Consider the following 17,788-nt stretch of genomic DNA (forward strand, 5'->3'; position numbering starts at 1 on the left):
AGCAACGCATGAATCAGGAAGAGCAACTGGCCCCGGCCGATCTGGCGTTGCTGCAATTGGGCCGGCGCTTGCAGGCGGACGGCTACCGCTTCATCACCCCGACACCGCTCACCCATCAGCGGGTCAATGACCGTGCATTCGGGCAAAGCGCCCGGACCCTGCGCGAGGTGTTTGGCTGGTCGCGATCCTTTGAGCCGGGTCTGCTGTCCGTGGACGAGCAGCGGCAGTTGCAACAGGCGGGCGTGCTCGAAGAGAGTAACGGCCGCCTCAGAAGTCATATTCGCTGGTCCAGTCTTGATGATTTGTTATTCGTCCATTCCGGATTCCCCACAGACGCCGCCGACGCGGTGTTCTTCGGCCCGGACACCTACCGTTTTGCGCAATTGATTCACAGCCATCTGCAACAGAGTTTCGCGCCGGTCCGACGTGCCGTGGACATCGGTTGCGGTGCGGGTGTCGGTGCCATTGTGATCGCCCGTGCACGACGTGAGGCCGAGGTGCTGGCCGTTGATATCAACCCGGCCGCCTTGCGCCTGACCGCCGTGAATGCTGCGCTTGCCGAAGTGGCGAATGTCAGCATCGAGGCCAGCGATGTGCTGCAGGACGTCGATGGCTCATTTGACTTGATCGTCGCTAATCCGCCCTACATGGCCGACCCGGCCGAGCGCGCTTACCGGCATGGCGGTGGAGCGTTCGGTGCCCAATTGTCATTGCGCATTGTCGAGCAGTCGCTGAATCGACTGACCCCCGGCGGCTCGCTGGTGCTGTACACCGGCGTGGCGATGATTGATGGCTGTGACCCGTTCCTCGCTGCGCTGGCGCCTTATCTGGATTCGGCGCGGTTCGGCTGGACCTATCGCGAGATTGATCCTGACGTGTTCGGCGAGGAACTGTTGACGCCCGGCTATCAGCGGGTGGAGCGGATTGCGGTGGTCGCGCTGATCGTCACACGGATCGGCGCGGGTATCGGGGGCAGTGTTGAACCAGCCGTAGGTGAGTGAGCGCCATGAGCAAGAATCTGGAAGACTACAACCGCATGCGCGACTTCTCGGCGACCTCGGAACCGGCCGCCAAGCCAGCGGGCAAGAAGCGTGCAAAAGACCATGCCTTGCAGTTTTGCATCCAGAAACATGACGCCTCGCGCCTGCATTACGACTTTCGCCTGGAACTCGATGGCGCGCTGAAAAGCTGGGCGGTGCCCAAAGGCCCTTCGCTGGACCCCAAGGTCAAACGCCTGGCCGTGCATGTCGAAGATCATCCAATTGATTACGCCACGTTCGAGGGCAGCATTCCCGAGGGGCACTACGGCGCCGGTGACGTGATCGTCTGGGACCGTGGCGTGTGGATTCCCCAGGAAGATCCGGCCAAGGCCTACGCCAAGGGCAAACTCAAATTCGAGCTGCAAGGCGAGAAGCTCGGCGGCCTGTGGAACCTGGTGCGCACGCACATGCCGGGCAAGCAGGAGCAATGGTTTCTGATCAAGCATCAGGACAGCGCGGCCAAGCCGGAAAGCGACTACGACGTGGTCGTTGCCGAACCGGACAGCGTGCTCAGCGACCGCACGATCGTCGCGAAAAAATCGAAGGCAGCGGACAAACCCAAGCCGATCAAAAAACCTGCGCGCAAAGTGGCGACCAAAGCCCGGACGGCGCAACTGACCGGGGCGCACAAGGCGAAACTGCCGGACGTGATCAAACCCGAACTGGCGACGCTGGTGGAAAAGGCTCCTGAGGGCGAGTGGAGCTATGAGATCAAATTCGACGGCTACCGGATCATGGCGCGCATCGACCACGGCGAGGTCAAACTGTTTACCCGCAACGGTCACGACTGGACGCACAAGCTGCCCAAACAGGCAGAAGCCCTGGCTTCGCTGCAACTGGAATCGGCCTGGCTCGACGGCGAGATGGTGGTCGCCAACGAGCAGGGCGTTCCGGATTTCCAGGCGCTGCAAAACGCCTTCGACTCGGGCCGCAGCGGCAATATCATTTACTACCTGTTCGACATGCCGTACCTCAATGGTGTGGACCTGCGCGAAGTCCCGGTCGAAGAGCGGCGAGTGGCGCTGGCCACAGTGCTCAAACCGAGTGAAGACCCGCTGCTGCGGTTCTCGGACGCATTCGCCGAAGAACCCGACGCGTTGCTCAACAGTGCTTGCCAGATGCAGATGGAGGGGCTGATCGGCAAACGTCTCGGTTCGCCCTATGTGTCCCGGCGCAGCAGTGACTGGATCAAGCTCAAGTGCAAGCATCGGCAAGAGTTTGTGGTGGTCGGCTACACCGATCCAAAAGGCGCGCGCAATGCCTTCGGCGCATTGTTGCTGGGGCTGCATGACCGCGACAGCGGCAAATTGAAATATGCCGGCAAGGTCGGCACCGGGTTCAACGAAAAGACCCTCAAGAGCATTTATGAGCAACTCAAACCGCTGCTGACGAAGAAGCCATCGGTGGTCAATCCCCCCAGCGGTTTTGACGCCAAGGGTGTGCATTGGCTCAAGCCTGTTCTGCTGGCTGAAATTGCCTTTGCTGAAATGACCAAGGAAGGGTCGGTGCGCCACGCAGTGTTTCATGGCCTGCGTGATGACAAACCCGCGCAAGACATCACCGAGGAGCGTCCCAAAGTGGTGAAGAAAAGCCCAGAGGAAAAACCTGCTGCCAGCAAAAAGGCTTCCAGCGAGAAGGCTCCGAGCAAAAAGGCCGCCAGTAAAACCAGCAGCGCGGAAAAGGTTGCACCGGCGCCGTCGCAATTGGGCCTCGGTGCGGGCAAGGTCCGGATAACCCATCCTGAGCGGGTCATCGACGCCAGCAGCGGCACCACCAAAGTGCAGCTGGCGGAGTATTACGCCAGCGTTGCCGAATGGATTCTGCCGGAGTTGAAAGACCGCCCCGTGGCGCTGGTACGCGCGCCGGACGGAATTGCCGGTGAACTGTTTTTCCAGAAAAACGCCGAGCGCCTGGCCATTCCAGGGATCACTACCCTGGACAAGGAACTCACCGGCCAGCCGATCATGATCATCAACAGCGCCGAGGCGTTAATCGGCGCGGTGCAAATGAGCACCGTGGAGCTGCACACCTGGAATGCCACCTCGGACAAACTCGACAAGCCCGACCGATTTGTCCTCGACCTCGACCCGGACCCGGCGCTGCCGTGGAAAAGCATGGTCGAAGCGACGCACTTGACGCTCTCGGTGCTTGACGAATTGGGGCTCAAGGCGTTCCTCAAGACCAGTGGCGGCAAAGGCATCCACATCGTCGTGCCGCTGACCCGCAAACTCGGCTGGGATGAGGTGAAGGATTTCAGCCACGCGATCGTCAGTCACATGGCCAAGCTGCTGCCGGAGCGTTTTTCCGCGGTGTCGGGGCCGAAGAACCGGGTCGGGCGGATCTTCATCGATTACCTGCGCAACGGCCTCGGGGCCACCACGATTTGCACTTACGCTGCGCGCACTCGCGAGGGGCTACCGGTGTCAGTGCCGGTGTTTCCCGAAGAGGTCGCCGAACTCAAGGGCGGCAATCAGTGGAATATCCACACTGTGCATGAGCGGCTGACCGAGGTCGGCAACGAGCCTTGGGCGGACTTGAACAAAACCCGGCAGACCATCACCGCCGACATGCGTCGACGGGTAGGTATGAAGAAGTAATTCGACGGGCTTCAAGCGTCGCGCAACAGGTCGTTGGCATTGAGCAGTTCGTAGGCGATCTCGGGGCGTTTCTCCAGCCCGCGGCGAATGGCGGTCGGAATCGCCTGACGGGTTTTGCGGCACAAGCCGGGCAGCTCGCCGAGGGTAATGGCGATGCCGCGCATGGTGCGAACTTCGTTGAAGCCGGGGGCGATGTCTACCTGGATACCCAGTTGCTCGTACATGCGTTGCTGTAAACGCTCGAGGTCGCCCAGGCTCTGGAGATTTTCCAGGCGTTCCAAGAGGCGTTTTTCCTCGGTGCGCGTCAGCATCAGAATGCGCAGGTCCGCGCCCGGTGTCTGCAACAGTGGTTCACGCTCGCAGTTGCAGGCACCGGGGGGGCAGGGCTGGCGGATCGGCGGCGAGGTGGTCATAGGGGTTAATCATAGAGCGCCGGGTGCGGGTTTGCCCATAGGGGGCGACCCTGTCACACGGCGAACTATTGTGGGAGCGAGCCTGCTCGCGAATGCGGTGTGTCAGGCACCAGTGATGGCGACTGACACGGCCTCTTCACGGGCAAGCCCTTGGTTGCTTCGAGTGTTTCAAGCATCGATCGCAGGAAAGTCGATCTCGGTCAGGGCCACGTTATTCAGGTAATTGGTGAGGGTCTGCGAGGCCACGTGGGCGATCACTTCGATCAGTTTGCTGTCATTGATACCGGCTGCCCGCGCCGCTTCGATCTGCTCGCTGCTCAGGTGGCCGCGGCTTTCGGTGATTTGACGGGCGAGGGTAGCGAATGCATCCAGTTGACCATTGCGCGCGCTGAGAATGTCTTGCGCAGACAGCCCGGCCTTGCCGGCGAACAAGGTGTGTGCCGCCAGGCAATAGTCGCAACCATTTACCTGAGACGTGGCGAGGAAGATGGCTTCTTTCTCTGTGGCGCTCAGCGAGGTCTTGCCGAGGGTCGCTGACTGTTGCAGATAAGAGGACAGCACGGCAGGCGCATGGGCCAGCGTTTTGAAGACGTTGGGCAAGAAGCCGATTTTCTTCTGCACACCTTCCAGCAGTGGGCGGGTGGTGTCGGTGGCGTGTTCGAGGCTCAGGGTATTGATGCGGCTCATGGTGATTCTCCGTCGTGGGTTGCGCGGGGTGCGCTGGGTACGGAGTCCATGCTAGTGGGGAGCGCTGGTCTATTGGGTGCAAATCGTCGAGGATATGCGACAGATCGTCCAGATTATTGCCGGGAGCCCTTCCATGGATCGCCTGTCCACCTTGCTCAGCCACTTCGGCGTCAGCGCCGGCACCTTCCACAGCGGCACATTCTGCGGAACCACCGGTTTCGACGGCCAGCAGGACTGCGGGCACCTTCATTTACTGCGTGACGGCGAATTGGCACTGAAACTGGGCGATATGCCCCACATCCAGCTCACCAGACCCACCCTGATTTTCTTTCCCCGCCCATTCCGCCATCAGTTGTTTGCCGCTGAAACCTCCGACACGCAACTGGTGTGTGCATCGTTGACCTTCGATGGCGGCGCTGGCAATGCATTGGCGGCAGCCTTGCCCGATTACTTGCTGCTTGATCTGGAAGAGGCAACAACCCTGAGCAGCACCCTGGACTGGTTGTTTATGGAAGCGTTCAGCGGCATTTGCGGTCGCGAAGCGATGATGGACCGCCTGTTTGAAATGCTGGTGATCCAGTTGCTGCGCCACCTGCTGACTGATCGCGAACAAAGCTCTGGAATGATGGCCGGACTGGCGGACCCTCGCTTGGCACGCGCCTTGAATCTAATACACGAAACACCGGGCAAGTCCTGGACCGTCGCCGAATTGTCGGCGGCCGCCAACATGTCCCGGGCCAGTTTTGCCGAGTATTTTCGCCAAGTGGTGGGGCAGACGCCGGTTGATTATCTGGTGAGTTGGCGCATCAGCCTCGCGCAGAAGCGCTTGCGTGAAGGCAAGTCCATTGCGCTGATCGCCGATGAGGTGGGGTATGAGAGTCCTTCGGCGCTGGCGCGTGCTTTTCGACGCAAGACTGGCGTCAGTCCGCGGGAGTGGATGCGCGGCGGCAGTGTTCGCTAGTTTTTTGTCACTGGCAGTTCGCAGAGGTGCAAAAGGTCGCAACGGGCCGGATAACAGGGCCGCTGAAGGCCCTATTTGAACCCTTTCAGGGACATAGAAGCGGCACGATCAATAGGCAATATTTGTCGTTAATTTGACGCCATTCTCTGGGGATTTTTATTTTTATTTATTGTGGTGACGGACCATTGACGTAATGGCGATGTGCTTATAGGCTCCCTTTAGCTGGCTCACAAATCCATCATTCGATCACTGAAAAAACCCCTTTGCAGGGAGGCGGCAACAATGCGCTCCACACGTCTCGTTAAATACGCTGTATTTGTGATGCTCTCCACTGGTGCAGCGTTTGCGAGCGCACAAACCAGCAATTTGGCCTATGAAATTAGTCGCATAGGTACTTCTTGCGACGAGACGCGTTCTCATAATGGTGTGGCCACCGACGCTCAGGCCGGCTCGCCATCTGCAGAAAGCAACGAAGCAGGAACTTCGGCCTCCATCGGCGAACTTTATTTGAAAAATACCCCGGCAGCGCAACTTGGCAACCTGATTCAATCCGCCTCTGGCGCCGTGGCTTCCGTCAATACTTCTGCTTGCGACGGTTTAATGACGCAAGTTGCCGGTGACAAGTCGGTAGTTGATTCGGACACTCAAAGTAAAGTCTTGGGCGCGGTCACTGACGTAGTTGCTCATCAACCTGCTGCAGTTCCACTTTCAGCAGCAGCCTGGCTGTTTTCGTCGGCGTTATTGGGGTTCATCGTGGTCGCCAATCGGCGGAAGGTGTAAGTGCTGATGGGTTGCTCCGTAAGGCTTGCTGGGTCGAAAAATCACTGTTGGACGAGTATCGCTGAATAACGAGTGCTATTAATTTGGCGGGTAGGCATCGAGGGCAGTATGTTTAACATTAAGTTGTTGTTAAATAAAAAACTTCACGCGTTAGAGACTGTTCAAAGGATCACCGAGACGTCCGGTAGACCAAATCTGGCGATTCGCAAGTGCTTGATATTGCTCTTTGAACCTTCCATTGAAATGAAACCGAGCAGGCGTGATTTGCCGCGGTTTTTATGTAAAACTCATTTCAAGGCTATCTAAGCGGAGGGATCCCGATGTTACGTTTCTTATTACCTGTAGTCTGCGCGATGGCTGTCTGGCCTGGCGTTTCCAATGCTGCTGAGAGTGATGCTTACCTGCTGAGTCCGGGCGATAACCTTTCCGTTTCCGTTTGGGGCGAAGACAAGCTCAAGCAGGATGTGCGCGTTCTTCCCGATGGCAGCATCACCTTCCCGCTAGCGGGGAAAGTCGAAGTCGTGGGGCTCGACGCCACAGCGGTCTCCGAGAAATTAGCCGCCAAGCTTGAGAAATTTATTCCCGATCCGCAGGTGAGCGTCGTCGTCACCGGGACAGAGGGTAATGTTGCGTACGTTCAGGGCAAGGTGCTTAAACCTGGCACTGTGCACATGTCAGGTCCGACCTCAGTACTGCAGGTACTGAGCCTGTCAGGCGGGCTCGACAAATTTGCCGACACGTCCGAAATCAAGGTCGTGCGACAAACTGGCACCAAACAGCAGATCCTGCCCGTCAACTACCGCAAGTTGATGTCCGGGGATGACATGACCACCAACTTCTTACTCAAGGCCGGCGATACGCTGGTGGTGCCTTAGCCTGTGCGCGACGCTCTGGGGAATATCGTGCTTGCGCTGCGAACCACCGGGATTGCGACGGCAGTCTTTGTCCTGCCGTTCTCCGGCACGGCCCACGCTGCCAGTTGGCAGTCGGCTATCGCGGTGCCTTCCACCGTCGAGTACGACAGCAATCCGACGCTGATCGGCACCGGCGAGAAGGGTGTGACGCGCACCATCATCGCTCCCGATGCCAGCCTCGTGGCGACGTCCGGCCCGGATGAATTCCAGTTCGGTCTCGGCGTCTATGTCGTGCGTTCGACTGACACCTCAATCGTTTCGGACCGTGAAGATCCCCGACTGAAGCTGGGGTGGCAGCACGAGACCGAAACAGGTGCTTTTGGCCTCACGGCGAGGTATGAAGAGAGCTCCACGCTTTCTTCGACGGTTCTCGAAACCGGCCTGGTTGCTCCCGATGCCACGCAAAAGATGACGTCGCTGGCCGCCAACTGGCGCACGGCCCTGAGCGAACGCAGCGCCCTGTTGAATGAGACCGACTACCGGCATGTCACGTACGACACGGATACGCTGACCGACTATGACGAACTGTCGAACCGCTTGAGCTATACCTATGCATGGAGCGAGCGTGTGGAACTGTTCACGCGCCTGGGCATCAAGCGGTATGAGCCCGATGAAGCATCGACAGTGTCTTCCTCGAATAGCTACACCCCCGATATTGGCATGAACTATCAAATCTCCGAGCGGCTCAGAGGTTCGGTGTATGTCGGCGCCAATGAAATCACCGGCACCGACGGCGGTCCGAGTGCTCAGGGCGGGTTTACCTTGAACTATTCAGGCGAACGTGTGGAAACGAGCATCGACGCCGGTCGTACCACGCTCGCCAGCGGCGACGGTGGTTTCGTTGAAGTTGATAGCGTAAGGGGTACATGGAGTTACGCCATCGATGAGACGCGGCGCACCGGTATTGATGCCTCCTGGCAAGACACCGACGGCCAGACGCCTAATACCTTGCGAAATTATGGCGCCTGGATCAGTCAGGAACTCTCGCCTTTTTGGATCGCGCGCCTATCCTACATGTACAAACAACGCCAGCAAGATGGCTTGCCGGATGCTACTGCAAACGTAGTCGGGTTGACGCTGACTTATAGTTATCCCGGTCTCTGAAATTCTGTTGTGTGAGAAATATGGCCTCTGAATACGAAATGTCGGTCAACGACTACATTGCTATCATCAAGCACCATGCACTGCTGTTGATTCTGACTGGCGTGGCCATCCTCGGTGTGTGCCTGGCGGTTGCATTCTCTCTCCCGCCAACCTACGAATCATCCGGCACGATTCTGATCGAGTCGCAACAGATCTCGCCTGACCTGGTGGCGGCGAACAACAATACCTTTGCCGATGAGCGCATCGAAGTTATTCGCCAGCGCGTGATGACCCGTGAAAATCTGACAGCGATCATCGACAAGTACAATTTGTTCGCTGCGCAAAGTCGCCAGTTGAGCGTTTCCGAGAAGGTCGAGGAAATGCGCAACGCGATTGCCGTCACCTTGGTCAGCGCGGCGGTCAAAGGCCGCGGGGAAGTGACGATTGCGTTTCGTCTTTCCTTCGAACACCGCGAGCCAGAGATTGCCAATAAAGTGGCTAACGAACTGGTAACGCTGTTCCTGAATGAAAACATCCGCCAGCGCACTGAGCGCGCTACCGAAAACACCGAATTCGTCAAGCAGGAAGCGGACAAGCTCGAGGTTGCCCTGAATGCCCAGGATAATCTCGTCGCAGACTACAAACAGAAGCACAGTGGCGCGCTGCCCGAGCATCAAGAGTTGCGCATGAACATGCTGACGCGCGCCGAGACCGAGCTCAAAGAAGTCGACCGAGACTACAAGGCTGCGCGCGAGGAATTGCGTTTCAACGAGTTGGAACTGACCGCCGCCAGCGCTGGCTTGGCGACCAAACCGGGCGTGGTGGGGGCAGCCGCTGACAAGCCGCAGGATCTGGGCAGCCTCAAGGCCGAATACGCCCGTCTGCTGACCCTGTATACCGAAGCTCACCCCGATGTGCGTGCCGTGAAACGCAAGATTGCGGCCCTTGAGGCGAACAAGGCGTTGGCGGGCGGCGCGGCATTGCCGGTCAATATGGATGTGGCAAAGGCTCAGGCGCAGATTGCCGGGACCGAGGCAAAGATCAGGTCGCTGGCCGACCAGAAGCAGCAGACGCTGAAGAAAATTTCCGAAATCGAAGCGCAGATTATTGAAACGCCACAAGTCGAGCGCGGCCTGATCACGCTGATGCGTGACCATGAAAACGCGAAGAAGAAATATGAGGAAATGCGCGCCAAGGAAATGGGCGCGAAAATTTCCGAAAGCCTCGAACAGGAAAACAAGGCCGAGCGTTTTGTTCTGCTGGAACCGCCACTGATGCCCGAAAAACCGATCAGGCCGAACCGCAAAAAAGTGGTTGCCATGGGCTTCGTTCTCGCCCCGGTAGGCGCGGGCGCGCTGGTGATGCTGCTTGAGATGATCAACCCGCGTGTACGCGGTGCCGAGGCGCTTGCAAGCGTACTGGGCAAACGTGTGTTGGTGTCCATTCCCTACATTCATACCAGGGCGGAACTGGCACGCCGCAAGCAATGGCGAACGCGTTTGATCATTAGCGGACTCGTGGTCATCACGATCTTCCTGGTGCTCCTGCACTTCCTCTACATGCCCCTGGATCTGCTGTTGTTTAAAGTTCTGGGCCGGTTTGCATAAGGAAATATAGCGATGGACATTATCAAGCCCGATGCCGATAAGGCCGAGCAACCGACCGCGTCGAAGGCCATGACACCGACCGGGCAGCCGGGGCTGAACGCGCTCAGTTACGTACAAACCAAGGTTGTACCTTTGCGGCCCGATCACCTCGAGCGCCACCGCATTGTGGCGTACAACAAGAATTCGAATGTGGGCGGGGCTATCGATCTGCTGCGTACACAAGTGCTGAAAATCATGGATGAGAATGGCTGGCGCACGCTGGCCATTACCTCGCCGACGCCGGAGGCAGGCAAGACGGTTTTGGCCATCAATCTGGCAATGAGTATCGCCCACCACACCACCAAGACCGCGTTGCTGGTGGACTTCGACTTGCGTCGTCCCACGGTGGGCGCCTGCCTTGGGCTGCCGATGGAAAAATCGCTCAATGAACTGCTGAACGATGAAGCCGAACTGCAAGAAGTGCTGGTCAACCCGACCTTGCCGCGTTTTGTGGTGCTGCCGACTCGTGAGCCGATCCCTCTCTCCACCGAGGTGTTGTCATCGCCTGAGGTGAGTCATTTGATTACGGACCTGCGCGAGCGCTACAACTCGCGCATCGTGATTTTCGACTTGCCGCCAATCCTGAGTTCGGACGATGCGATGACTGTCTTGCCGAAATTCGACTGTGTCCTGCTTGTGGTTGGTAACGGCATGAACAGCAAGAAAGAGATCGAAGAAAGCCTTCATCATCTGGGCACGGCCAATCTGATTGGCACCGTACTGAACAAAGCCGAGCCGCAGAACCGCTCTTACTATTAGAGCGTCACTCTCAGAAGGGGTGGGCTTATGGTGGGAGCGAGCCTGCTCGCGAAAGCGGACTCACATTCACCATCGATGGCGGCGGACACGGCCTCTTCGCGAGCAGGCTCGCTCCCACAGTTGATTGGTGTGCATCCGGTTTTTCACCGATCCCGCCGACTCAATGCCACGGGTGCTTCTTTTCCCAGCCCCAGGCATGCGTCACGATCTGTTCCAGTGATGCGAACTGCGGCTGCCAGCCCAGCAAGGTGTACGCTCGCTGGGGATCGGCCACAAGGCGTGGTGGATCGCCCGCACGGCGCGGCGCGTCACTCACAGGGATAGGCTGGCCGGTCACCCGGCGTGCGGTCTCGATCACTTCCTGCACTGAAAAACCCTGGCCGTTGCCAAGGTTGAATGCCGTGCTCGCACCTCCGGCCAACAGATAATCCACGGCCAGCGCGTGCGCTGCGACGAGATCGGCCACGTGGACGTAGTCGCGAATACAGGTGCCGTCGGGTGTGTCGTAATCACGACCGTAGACGGTGATGGATTCGCGTCGACCCGAGGCGGCTTGCAAGATCAGCGGCAGCAGATGGGTTTCCGGTTCGTGGCGTTCACCCAACTGTCCTTCCGGGTCTGCCCCGGCGGCGTTGAAGTAGCGCAGGCAAACCGATTTGAGCCCGTAGGCGCGATCGAAATCCTCCAGCATCTGCTCGACCATCCATTTGCTACGACCATAAGGATTGATCGCAGCCTTCGGATGCGCTTCGTCGATCGGCACATACACCGGATCGCCATAGATGGCGGCGGTCGAGGAAAAAATGAAGTGTTTAACCTCCGCGCGCACCATCGCTTGCAGCAGCGTCAGGGTGGCGGCCAGGTTGTTTTGATAATACTTGGCAGGTTCGGTAACGGATTCGCCGACCTGTATGAATGAGGCGAAGTGGAACACCGCATCAAAACGCTGAGTGGCAAACAAGGTATCCAGGGCTTGGGCGTCGGCGATGTCCAGTTCGACCAGCTTTCCGCCCGTCAAGGCGCTGCGGTAGCCCGTGGAAAAATTGTCGGCGACCACCAGGTCGTGGCCGGCGCGCAGCAACTGTTTAACCATGTGCGAGCCGATATAGCCTGCGCCGCCAACCACCAAAAAATTCATCCTGACCTCCTGGAAACTATTGCTGTGCAAACGCAGATTGTACCGTCAGCGCGTTGCACTCTTTCTTAAAAACAACCAGTTGGATGCCTGCAAGTCATCGAACTTGATCGTGTAGCGGCCATCGGCGTAGGTGGCAGGCAGCTTCTTCAGTTGTGCGAGGGTGCCCTGAGTGAACAGCGTCAGGCCCGCGGGTGCCTGGAGGGTTAGCGTGCCGGAAACAGGCTCCACATAAAAAGGTGTTTTTTCGTCGTCCTGGGGGATGGCGCGGGTGCCCAGCGAAATCATCAGATCCTGCGACTGGCCAATAGGCGTGTCGTTCAGACTTTGTACCACCACGCTCGCATTAGCCGTCTTCACTTGAACCTGAACGTTGCCGAGGCTGATCGTCTCGCCGCCGATCCAGCCCGTTGCTGCCTGGGTACGCGGCGTATTGATGGTGTAGATGCCTTGTTTCCAGTTGCGTTTCAGTTCACCGGTGTCAGTCGTGGCCTCGCTGGCATTGGCGTCCAGCAGCGACTGGTTCGGGTCACGAAACACCTGCGCATTACCGGCGCTGGGTCCGGTCTGCAACCAAGGCAGTTCCGGCGTCTGAGGCATCGCGATTTGCAGCTTGCCTTTCTCCATGGCGGTGCGCAGCAGTGCAGAGTTGGCCGGTGTGATGGCCTGGTTGAACAGGGTTGCCGGCGTCGGCGCGAAGACGTAGGTGGTGGTTGCTTCGCTGACGTCGGCGCGGCGATACAGCAGGGCGGCGGCGGGGAGGGTGGCCAGCAGTGCAGGGTCGTTGTAGGCGTTCCAGTTGCCGGCCGTTCTCCATCCGCCGGAAAGGGGTTCCTGGCTGTACGCATACTGCATCAGCGCATCCCAGCCCTGATGACTGGCGGTGCCGGCTATATAAAGTGGCAGCGTGTGGCGGTCGGGGGTCGGGAACGGTTCGGTGTTCCACTCGGTGACGGTCAGGGGTTTGCCTGTGACCTGGCCGGCGGCAATCCAGTCGACGATGCCGGCACTGGTGAGCGGGTTTTTCTCCAACTGGCCGGAGCCGCCGTAGCTGTGGGTGTCGATGACGTCGCCGGATGTCAGCGCGGGCAGGGACGCCAGGCCATCGCCCCCCCAGTAACTGGTCGTGGAGATGGGGACCTTCACGCCCACATCACGCAGGTGCTTGATCATGTCTGCGTTGAAGCGCCGCTCCAGATCATTGAGGAACAACTTCGACGGGCCATACTCCCACGCGCGCCAGGTTTGGCTGGCGGGCAGATCGTGCTGGTTGGCAAACGCTTCGGCTTCAGCCATGTAAAGCTTGTTGTGCTTTGGAACGTTCTTGTCCGGCAGCAGGGCATTGCCGAAGTGATGGGTGACGTCGTTTTCGTTGGTGATCAGTACGGCGGCGATTGCCGGATCGTCTTTGTAGGCGAGACCGGTATGGGGATTTACGTGGGTCAGATAGGCTGCGGCAAAACGCTTCATCGCCTGCTGAATCGTGATGTTTACATAGGCATAGCCCTTGAGATCAGCGCTGCCGGCGCTGTTCTTGGGCATCTCTTCAAAACCATAAATGTTGTCTTTTGCAGTGAAGGATCGTTCGACGTGCATGTCGAGCCATACATAAATGCCCTCGTCTTTAAGGCACTTGATCCACCAGTCGATTTTTTTCAGCGACTCCGGGCTGGGCTGCTGGGTGTCATGAGGGAGGGCAGGGTCGCCAAAGATGTTCGGGCTGACCCATGGCGAATCATGGTGGTGCAGGCGTACGAGGTTAAAGCCGAGTGCCGACAGGCGTTTGGCTTGCAGTTTGATGTCCTCGTCCGTTGTGCGGAACAGCGCATAGGCCGATACGTTGGTGCCCCAAAAGCGCGCCGGGGTGTTGTCCGCGAACTGCAGCTGCTCCCCGGCCGCTTTGACGAAGCCGCGTTTGCCCGCCGGTTTTTCATTGGCGTTGAGGAAGGACAGATCGACCGGCGAGGTGTTCCAGTCGAGCTTGTCGCTCGGCCAGCTCTTCGGGTCAACCAGGCCGAAGCGCTCGGTAGTGGTGGGACCGAGTTCCACGTCGCCGGCAATGCTCAGGGTGGCTTTGATAGTCTGACGGCCGGGCTTGATCGCGTTTTTGTAGAAAAACGCGCGCACTTCCGATTTATCACCCGGTTCGAAATACACTCCCGCCGGAGCAGGCTCGAAACGCATCTCGATTTTTCGCCCTTGTGCATTCCCCCAGGACCAGCCTTTGTTGTCAGGCAGTAAGACCGGCTCGCCCATTTCTCCCGGGAAAAGTGCCGGGTCGAAATTGAAGACGATGCCGCCACCCATCACACCCGACTTGTTGCTGCGTGCATCCAGGGCAAAATCCCAGGTGATTGTCTGCTCGCCTTCTTTCTGGATTTTTGCAGCCAGGTCGAAATCCAGGGCTTTGTTCTGGCCTGCGAGTGAATAGCTGTAGGGGGCGTTTGTCTGGAACTCGGTTGCAAAATAGGTCCATTCCCAGTTGCCCCCAAAGAACACAAATGAGGAAGCAACCACCGGGCTGCCACCACGCACCAGCATGGGCAGGCCGTTTTTCTCATCGACGCTGGCGACCCACTCGGACGCCCAGGTGCCAACCGGCCAGACTACAAGAGACAAAAGAACCGGGAGCAGCAAACGGGTGCGGCGAAAAAATGGGGGCATGGGATTACCGAAGTTGAAGGTGGGCACTTGCAGTGACTGCACTTGACGTCTGTTTCTGGTTGCGTGCCATCTGGGCATAGGCAACGCCCAGCCCGGCGACCGACCAATACACCACAGGAATGACCGTGATGCTGCTGACGGTAACAATAGTCACCAGGATGCCGACCAGTGTCGCGAACAGAGCGCGTCCCAGTCGACGCGCCTCATCGTCTTTGTCGGGGTACTCACGCATGGCCTTGCGGATGCCGAACAGCGTCGTGGCAAAAAAAGCCACGAAAATCCCCAGGCCGATCAATCCGAACGACAGCGCGATGCCGATGTAGGTGTTGACGATATCGATGATGCCCTCGCCCTGAATCATCGACTGCATTTCCGGAGTTTTGCGGAAATCAAACGAGCCCAGCAGCGGATTGTGCTGGATCACGATAACGGCGTTGTCGAACAGGCGCTGGCGGTAGGTGATGTTTTCGGCATCGACCGAACCGATGAACGGGAGCAGGTCCAGCACTTTTTGCCCGCCCGGCACCAACGTCAGCAGGGGCAGGGACAGCACGCCGGCGAGGCCCAGCAACATCAGGCGTTTGATCGCATGACGGCCGGTGGCGATGTACACCATGAGCATGCCGACGGCACCGATCCAGGGGCCGCGCGACAGCGGTGCAAACAGACCGCCGGCGAGCAGCAATGCGCCCAGGCGGCGCTGCAATTTACTGCGCACACCCTCCTGCAAGAACAGGTATAACCCGATGGCCGTGCTGATCACCAGTCCCAGCGCAATGGCCTGGCCGGTGGTGACGCTGGCGCGCAGCAAGCCACCCCGGTTCAGGTAGCTGGACATTTCCCACTGCATGCCCATGGCGCCGATCAGCGCACTGTAGAGCAGCCAACTGCGGGCAAACTCGAAGAGCCCGATCAGCGACATCACCATGGCCGCGAGGACAAAGCCCAGCAGGGCGTCCTTGAAATCGCTGAGGTTTTTCAGGGCGCGGCTGGCGACGTAATAAGGCAGGAAAACGTCGGTGAACAGGTAGAACGACTGGCGCAGCGTATCGGTGACGGTGGTTTCGCGCAGTAGCAGCAGGCTGGTCAGGATCAGGTTGGCGGCCATCAATTTGTCCGGCCAGGTGCGTCCGAATGCACGGGTATCTGCGCGCCGGCGCAGGGCAAAAAAAGCCGGCATCAGGACGCACAGGGACAGCAGGCGAACATAGTTGAGGTCGATAAAATAATTGATCAGGCCGAATCCGGGAATTTGCGCCGAGGCCGGCGGCACCAGAAACAGCAGCAAGAAAAACAGGGCCACGGGATTGCGTTCGCGTTTTCTCGCGACGGTGAGCACCACAATAGTCACGGCCGAATACACCCAGAAACTGTGCGAGAAAAAGGCCAGAAGGGTCAGCACGAACCACAGATTGCGCCGGCGGATAAAGTCGTTGGCAGGGATCAGGTCTGCTGCAGGTCGGCGTGCCATGGCAAACACAACGCCGGCAAGAACCAGGATGACGACTAACGCGCGAAAGTGCTCAGGCATGCTTCTGAGGCCTATTGTCAGGTGAATGGCAGGTGCCAGTGAAATGGCAAAATGCGACTATAGTACCTTTCGTTCATTGAGTCCGGGGTTGTTGTGATGCCGCCAGCTGATTTATCGCCACCGTTGAGCCTGCGCAGGCGAGCGATATCCGCCGGGGCATGGAATCTGGGGGCGCTGGTCACTTCTCAAGCGATGCGTCTGGGTGGCAACCTGATCATGGCGCGGCTGTTGATGCCGGAAATGTTCGGCATCATGGTCATCGCCACCACCGTGTCGGTGGTGCTCCACCTGCTGTCCGATGTCGGCTTGCGCCAGAACATTGTGCAGAGCCCGCGGGGCGACGATCCGGCGTTTCTCAACACCGTGTGGACGGTGCAGATCATCCGCGGTTTTATCCTGTTTGCGTTCACGTTGGCCATCGCCGGTTTTGCCTGGCTCGCGCAAGTCCTTGAGGTGTGGTCGGCCCATTCCACCTATGCCGCCCCGGAGTTGCCGCTGGTGCTGGCCCTGACCGGGTTTTCCGCGATCATCTATGGTTTCCAGTCGACCAAGGTCGACGTGGCGGTGCGCGACTTCCAGCAGAAAAAAGTGGTGCTCGCCGAATTTGTGTCGCAGCTGTGCGGGCTGCTGGTGATGTTGGCCATCGGTTATTTCAGCCGGTCGATCTGGTCGCTGGTGGGGGCCGGTCTGGCCTCGGCACTGGTCATGACGCTGCTGGGGCATGTCTGGTTTTCCGGGTCGCCGAACCGTCTGCACTGGGATCGTCCGGCGTTGCGCGAGGTGGTGGTCTTCGGCCGCTGGATGCTGTTGTCGTCGGCCGTCGGCGTACTGGCCATGAACGGTGACCGGATATGGTTTGGCGGCAGCATGTCGGCCACCGAACTGGGGGTGTACTCGATTGCCGTGCTGATTTTGAGCGCGCTGCAACAGGGCATGCAACGGTTGGTCGGGGCCGTGGCGCTGCCGGCTTTCAGTGAAGCCGCGCGCACCAATGACAGCGCACGGTTGCAGGCGTTGTATTACCGCTTCAAGTTGATGTTCGACCTGGCCTCGCTGTTTCTCTGCGGGCTGTTCTGGACCGCCAGCCCGCTGCTTATCAGCCTCTTGTACGATGAGCGTTATGCCGGTGCGGGCCACATGCTGGCGATTCTTTCACTGTCTTTTTTCACCTATCGTTATGTGGTGGCGCATCAGGCGTGGCTGGCCCTGGGACTGACCAAATACCAGGCCCTGGACAACATTATTCGCGCGGTCTCGTTGTGGGGGTTACTGCCGCTTTTGCTGGCGATTGGCGGTGTGGAATATGCCATTTGGGGTGTCGCGCTGCACGCCGTGCCGACGCTGGTGCTGGTGGTGTACGTCAATTGCAAGGTGGGTTTGTTCGATATCAAGCGTGAACTGATGGTGCTGCCGATGGTGCTGGTGGGGGCGTTGTGCGGGGAATTGGTGTTGGGACTTGCCAACTGGTTTTGACCTTAATGTCGGGGAGCGCATGATCAAAGACTGCTCATCGCACAAAGAGCTATGCCGCTCTTGCAACTTGCGCACAGACTGGCTGAACATTTGAATAATATAAGT

14 protein-coding genes are annotated in these 17,788 nt (G+C 58.7%); 9 read left to right on the plus strand and 5 right to left on the minus strand.

Going from position 1 to position 17,788, the window contains the following annotated elements:
• The first annotated feature begins 8 nt into the window (after positions 1–8).
• Both F8N62_RS02025 and ligD read left to right on the plus strand, forming a co-directional pair.
• A complete protein-coding gene (locus F8N62_RS02025) occupies positions 9–1,001 on the plus strand; it encodes a methyltransferase (protein WP_150709384.1) in 993 nt (330 codons plus the stop codon).
• Positions 1,002–1,006: 5 nt separating this feature from the next.
• Positions 1,007–3,637, plus strand: a complete 2,631-nt coding sequence (gene ligD, locus F8N62_RS02030) for a DNA ligase D (protein ID WP_150709385.1) — start codon at positions 1,007–1,009, stop codon at positions 3,635–3,637.
• Positions 3,638–3,648: 11 nt separating this feature from the next.
• On the opposite strand, the gene F8N62_RS02035 is transcribed toward ligD, so the two are convergent.
• On the minus strand, positions 3,649–4,050 hold the full coding sequence (locus tag F8N62_RS02035; protein WP_150709386.1) for a hypothetical protein: 402 nt from the start codon (positions 4,048–4,050) through the stop codon (positions 3,649–3,651).
• Between the two features lie 168 nt (positions 4,051–4,218).
• Positions 4,219–4,737 (minus strand): carboxymuconolactone decarboxylase family protein, encoded by a 519-nt coding sequence (locus F8N62_RS02040; RefSeq protein WP_150709387.1) that lies wholly within the window; start codon positions 4,735–4,737, stop codon positions 4,219–4,221.
• Positions 4,738–4,870: 133 nt separating this feature from the next.
• Between F8N62_RS02040 and F8N62_RS02045 the strand changes: the two genes are divergently transcribed.
• From F8N62_RS02045 to F8N62_RS02070, 6 genes are all read left to right on the plus strand, one after another.
• On the plus strand, positions 4,871–5,698 hold the full coding sequence (locus F8N62_RS02045; protein ID WP_150709388.1) for an AraC family transcriptional regulator: 828 nt from the start codon (positions 4,871–4,873) through the stop codon (positions 5,696–5,698).
• A 282-nt stretch (positions 5,699–5,980) separates the two neighbouring features.
• Positions 5,981–6,478, plus strand: a complete 498-nt coding sequence (locus tag F8N62_RS02050; RefSeq protein WP_150709389.1) for a hypothetical protein — start codon at positions 5,981–5,983, stop codon at positions 6,476–6,478.
• 320 nt (positions 6,479–6,798) lie between these two features.
• Positions 6,799–7,353, plus strand: coding sequence for a polysaccharide biosynthesis/export family protein (locus tag F8N62_RS02055; RefSeq protein WP_150709390.1), 555 nt, complete (start codon positions 6,799–6,801; stop codon positions 7,351–7,353).
• A gap of 27 nt (positions 7,354–7,380) precedes the next feature.
• On the plus strand, positions 7,381–8,496 hold the full coding sequence (locus F8N62_RS02060; RefSeq protein WP_150709539.1) for a hypothetical protein: 1,116 nt from the start codon (positions 7,381–7,383) through the stop codon (positions 8,494–8,496).
• Between the two features lie 20 nt (positions 8,497–8,516).
• Positions 8,517–10,082 carry a GumC family protein gene (locus tag F8N62_RS02065; RefSeq protein WP_150709391.1) on the plus strand — a complete coding sequence of 522 codons (1,566 nt, stop codon included), beginning with the start codon at positions 8,517–8,519 and terminating at the stop codon, positions 10,080–10,082.
• A gap of 69 nt (positions 10,083–10,151) precedes the next feature.
• A complete protein-coding gene (locus F8N62_RS02070) occupies positions 10,152–10,880 on the plus strand; it encodes a CpsD/CapB family tyrosine-protein kinase (protein ID WP_224791329.1) in 729 nt (242 codons plus the stop codon).
• 160 nt (positions 10,881–11,040) lie between these two features.
• Here F8N62_RS02070 and galE read toward each other — a convergent pair whose 3' ends face one another.
• Genes galE through F8N62_RS02085 form a run of 3 tightly spaced genes read right to left on the minus strand, consistent with a single transcriptional unit; the run spans position 11,041 to position 16,210 of the window.
• Entirely contained in the window at positions 11,041–12,018 is a 978-nt protein-coding gene (galE, locus tag F8N62_RS02075) for a UDP-glucose 4-epimerase GalE (RefSeq protein WP_150709393.1), read from the minus strand.
• A gap of 45 nt (positions 12,019–12,063) precedes the next feature.
• A complete protein-coding gene (locus F8N62_RS02080; RefSeq protein WP_150709394.1) occupies positions 12,064–14,679 on the minus strand; it encodes a glycosyl hydrolase family 5 in 2,616 nt (871 codons plus the stop codon).
• Positions 14,680–14,683: 4 nt separating this feature from the next.
• Complete coding sequence (locus tag F8N62_RS02085) at positions 14,684–16,210, minus strand: O-antigen ligase family protein (protein ID WP_150709395.1); 1,527 nt, start codon at positions 16,208–16,210, stop codon at positions 14,684–14,686.
• A 96-nt stretch (positions 16,211–16,306) separates the two neighbouring features.
• Between F8N62_RS02085 and F8N62_RS02090 the strand changes: the two genes are divergently transcribed.
• Positions 16,307–17,683: an oligosaccharide flippase family protein gene (locus F8N62_RS02090; protein ID WP_150709396.1), complete on the plus strand. Its 1,377-nt coding sequence runs from the start codon at positions 16,307–16,309 to the stop codon at positions 17,681–17,683.
• Positions 17,684–17,788: the final 105 nt, after the last annotated feature.

This window comes from Pseudomonas fluorescens (genome assembly GCF_902497785.1).
GTDB lineage: Bacteria > Pseudomonadota > Gammaproteobacteria > Pseudomonadales > Pseudomonadaceae > Aquipseudomonas > Aquipseudomonas fluorescens_BO.

Bases quoted from the DNA above. Each gene is read 5' to 3' on its own strand.
- F8N62_RS02040 (WP_150709387.1), bottom strand. From the start codon at position 4,737: ATGAGCCGCATCAATACCCTGAGCCTCGAACACGCCACCGACACCACC.
- F8N62_RS02045 (WP_150709388.1), top strand. From the start codon at position 4,871: ATGGATCGCCTGTCCACCTTGCTCAGCCACTTCGGCGTCAGCGCCGGC.
- F8N62_RS02055 (WP_150709390.1), top strand. From the start codon at position 6,799: ATGTTACGTTTCTTATTACCTGTAGTCTGCGCGATGGCTGTCTGGCCT.
- F8N62_RS02065 (WP_150709391.1), top strand. From the start codon at position 8,517: ATGGCCTCTGAATACGAAATGTCGGTCAACGACTACATTGCTATCATC.
- F8N62_RS02080 (WP_150709394.1), bottom strand. From the start codon at position 14,679: ATGCCCCCATTTTTTCGCCGCACCCGTTTGCTGCTCCCGGTTCTTTTG.
- F8N62_RS02070 (WP_224791329.1), top strand. From the start codon at position 10,152: ATGACACCGACCGGGCAGCCGGGGCTGAACGCGCTCAGTTACGTACAA.
- F8N62_RS02085 (WP_150709395.1), bottom strand. From the start codon at position 16,210: ATGCCTGAGCACTTTCGCGCGTTAGTCGTCATCCTGGTTCTTGCCGGC.
- galE (WP_150709393.1), bottom strand. From the start codon at position 12,018: ATGAATTTTTTGGTGGTTGGCGGCGCAGGCTATATCGGCTCGCACATG.
- F8N62_RS02035 (WP_150709386.1), bottom strand. From the start codon at position 4,050: ATGACCACCTCGCCGCCGATCCGCCAGCCCTGCCCCCCCGGTGCCTGC.
- F8N62_RS02050 (WP_150709389.1), top strand. From the start codon at position 5,981: ATGCGCTCCACACGTCTCGTTAAATACGCTGTATTTGTGATGCTCTCC.
- F8N62_RS02090 (WP_150709396.1), top strand. From the start codon at position 16,307: ATGCCGCCAGCTGATTTATCGCCACCGTTGAGCCTGCGCAGGCGAGCG.
- ligD (WP_150709385.1), top strand. From the start codon at position 1,007: ATGAGCAAGAATCTGGAAGACTACAACCGCATGCGCGACTTCTCGGCG.
- F8N62_RS02025 (WP_150709384.1), top strand. From the start codon at position 9: ATGAATCAGGAAGAGCAACTGGCCCCGGCCGATCTGGCGTTGCTGCAA.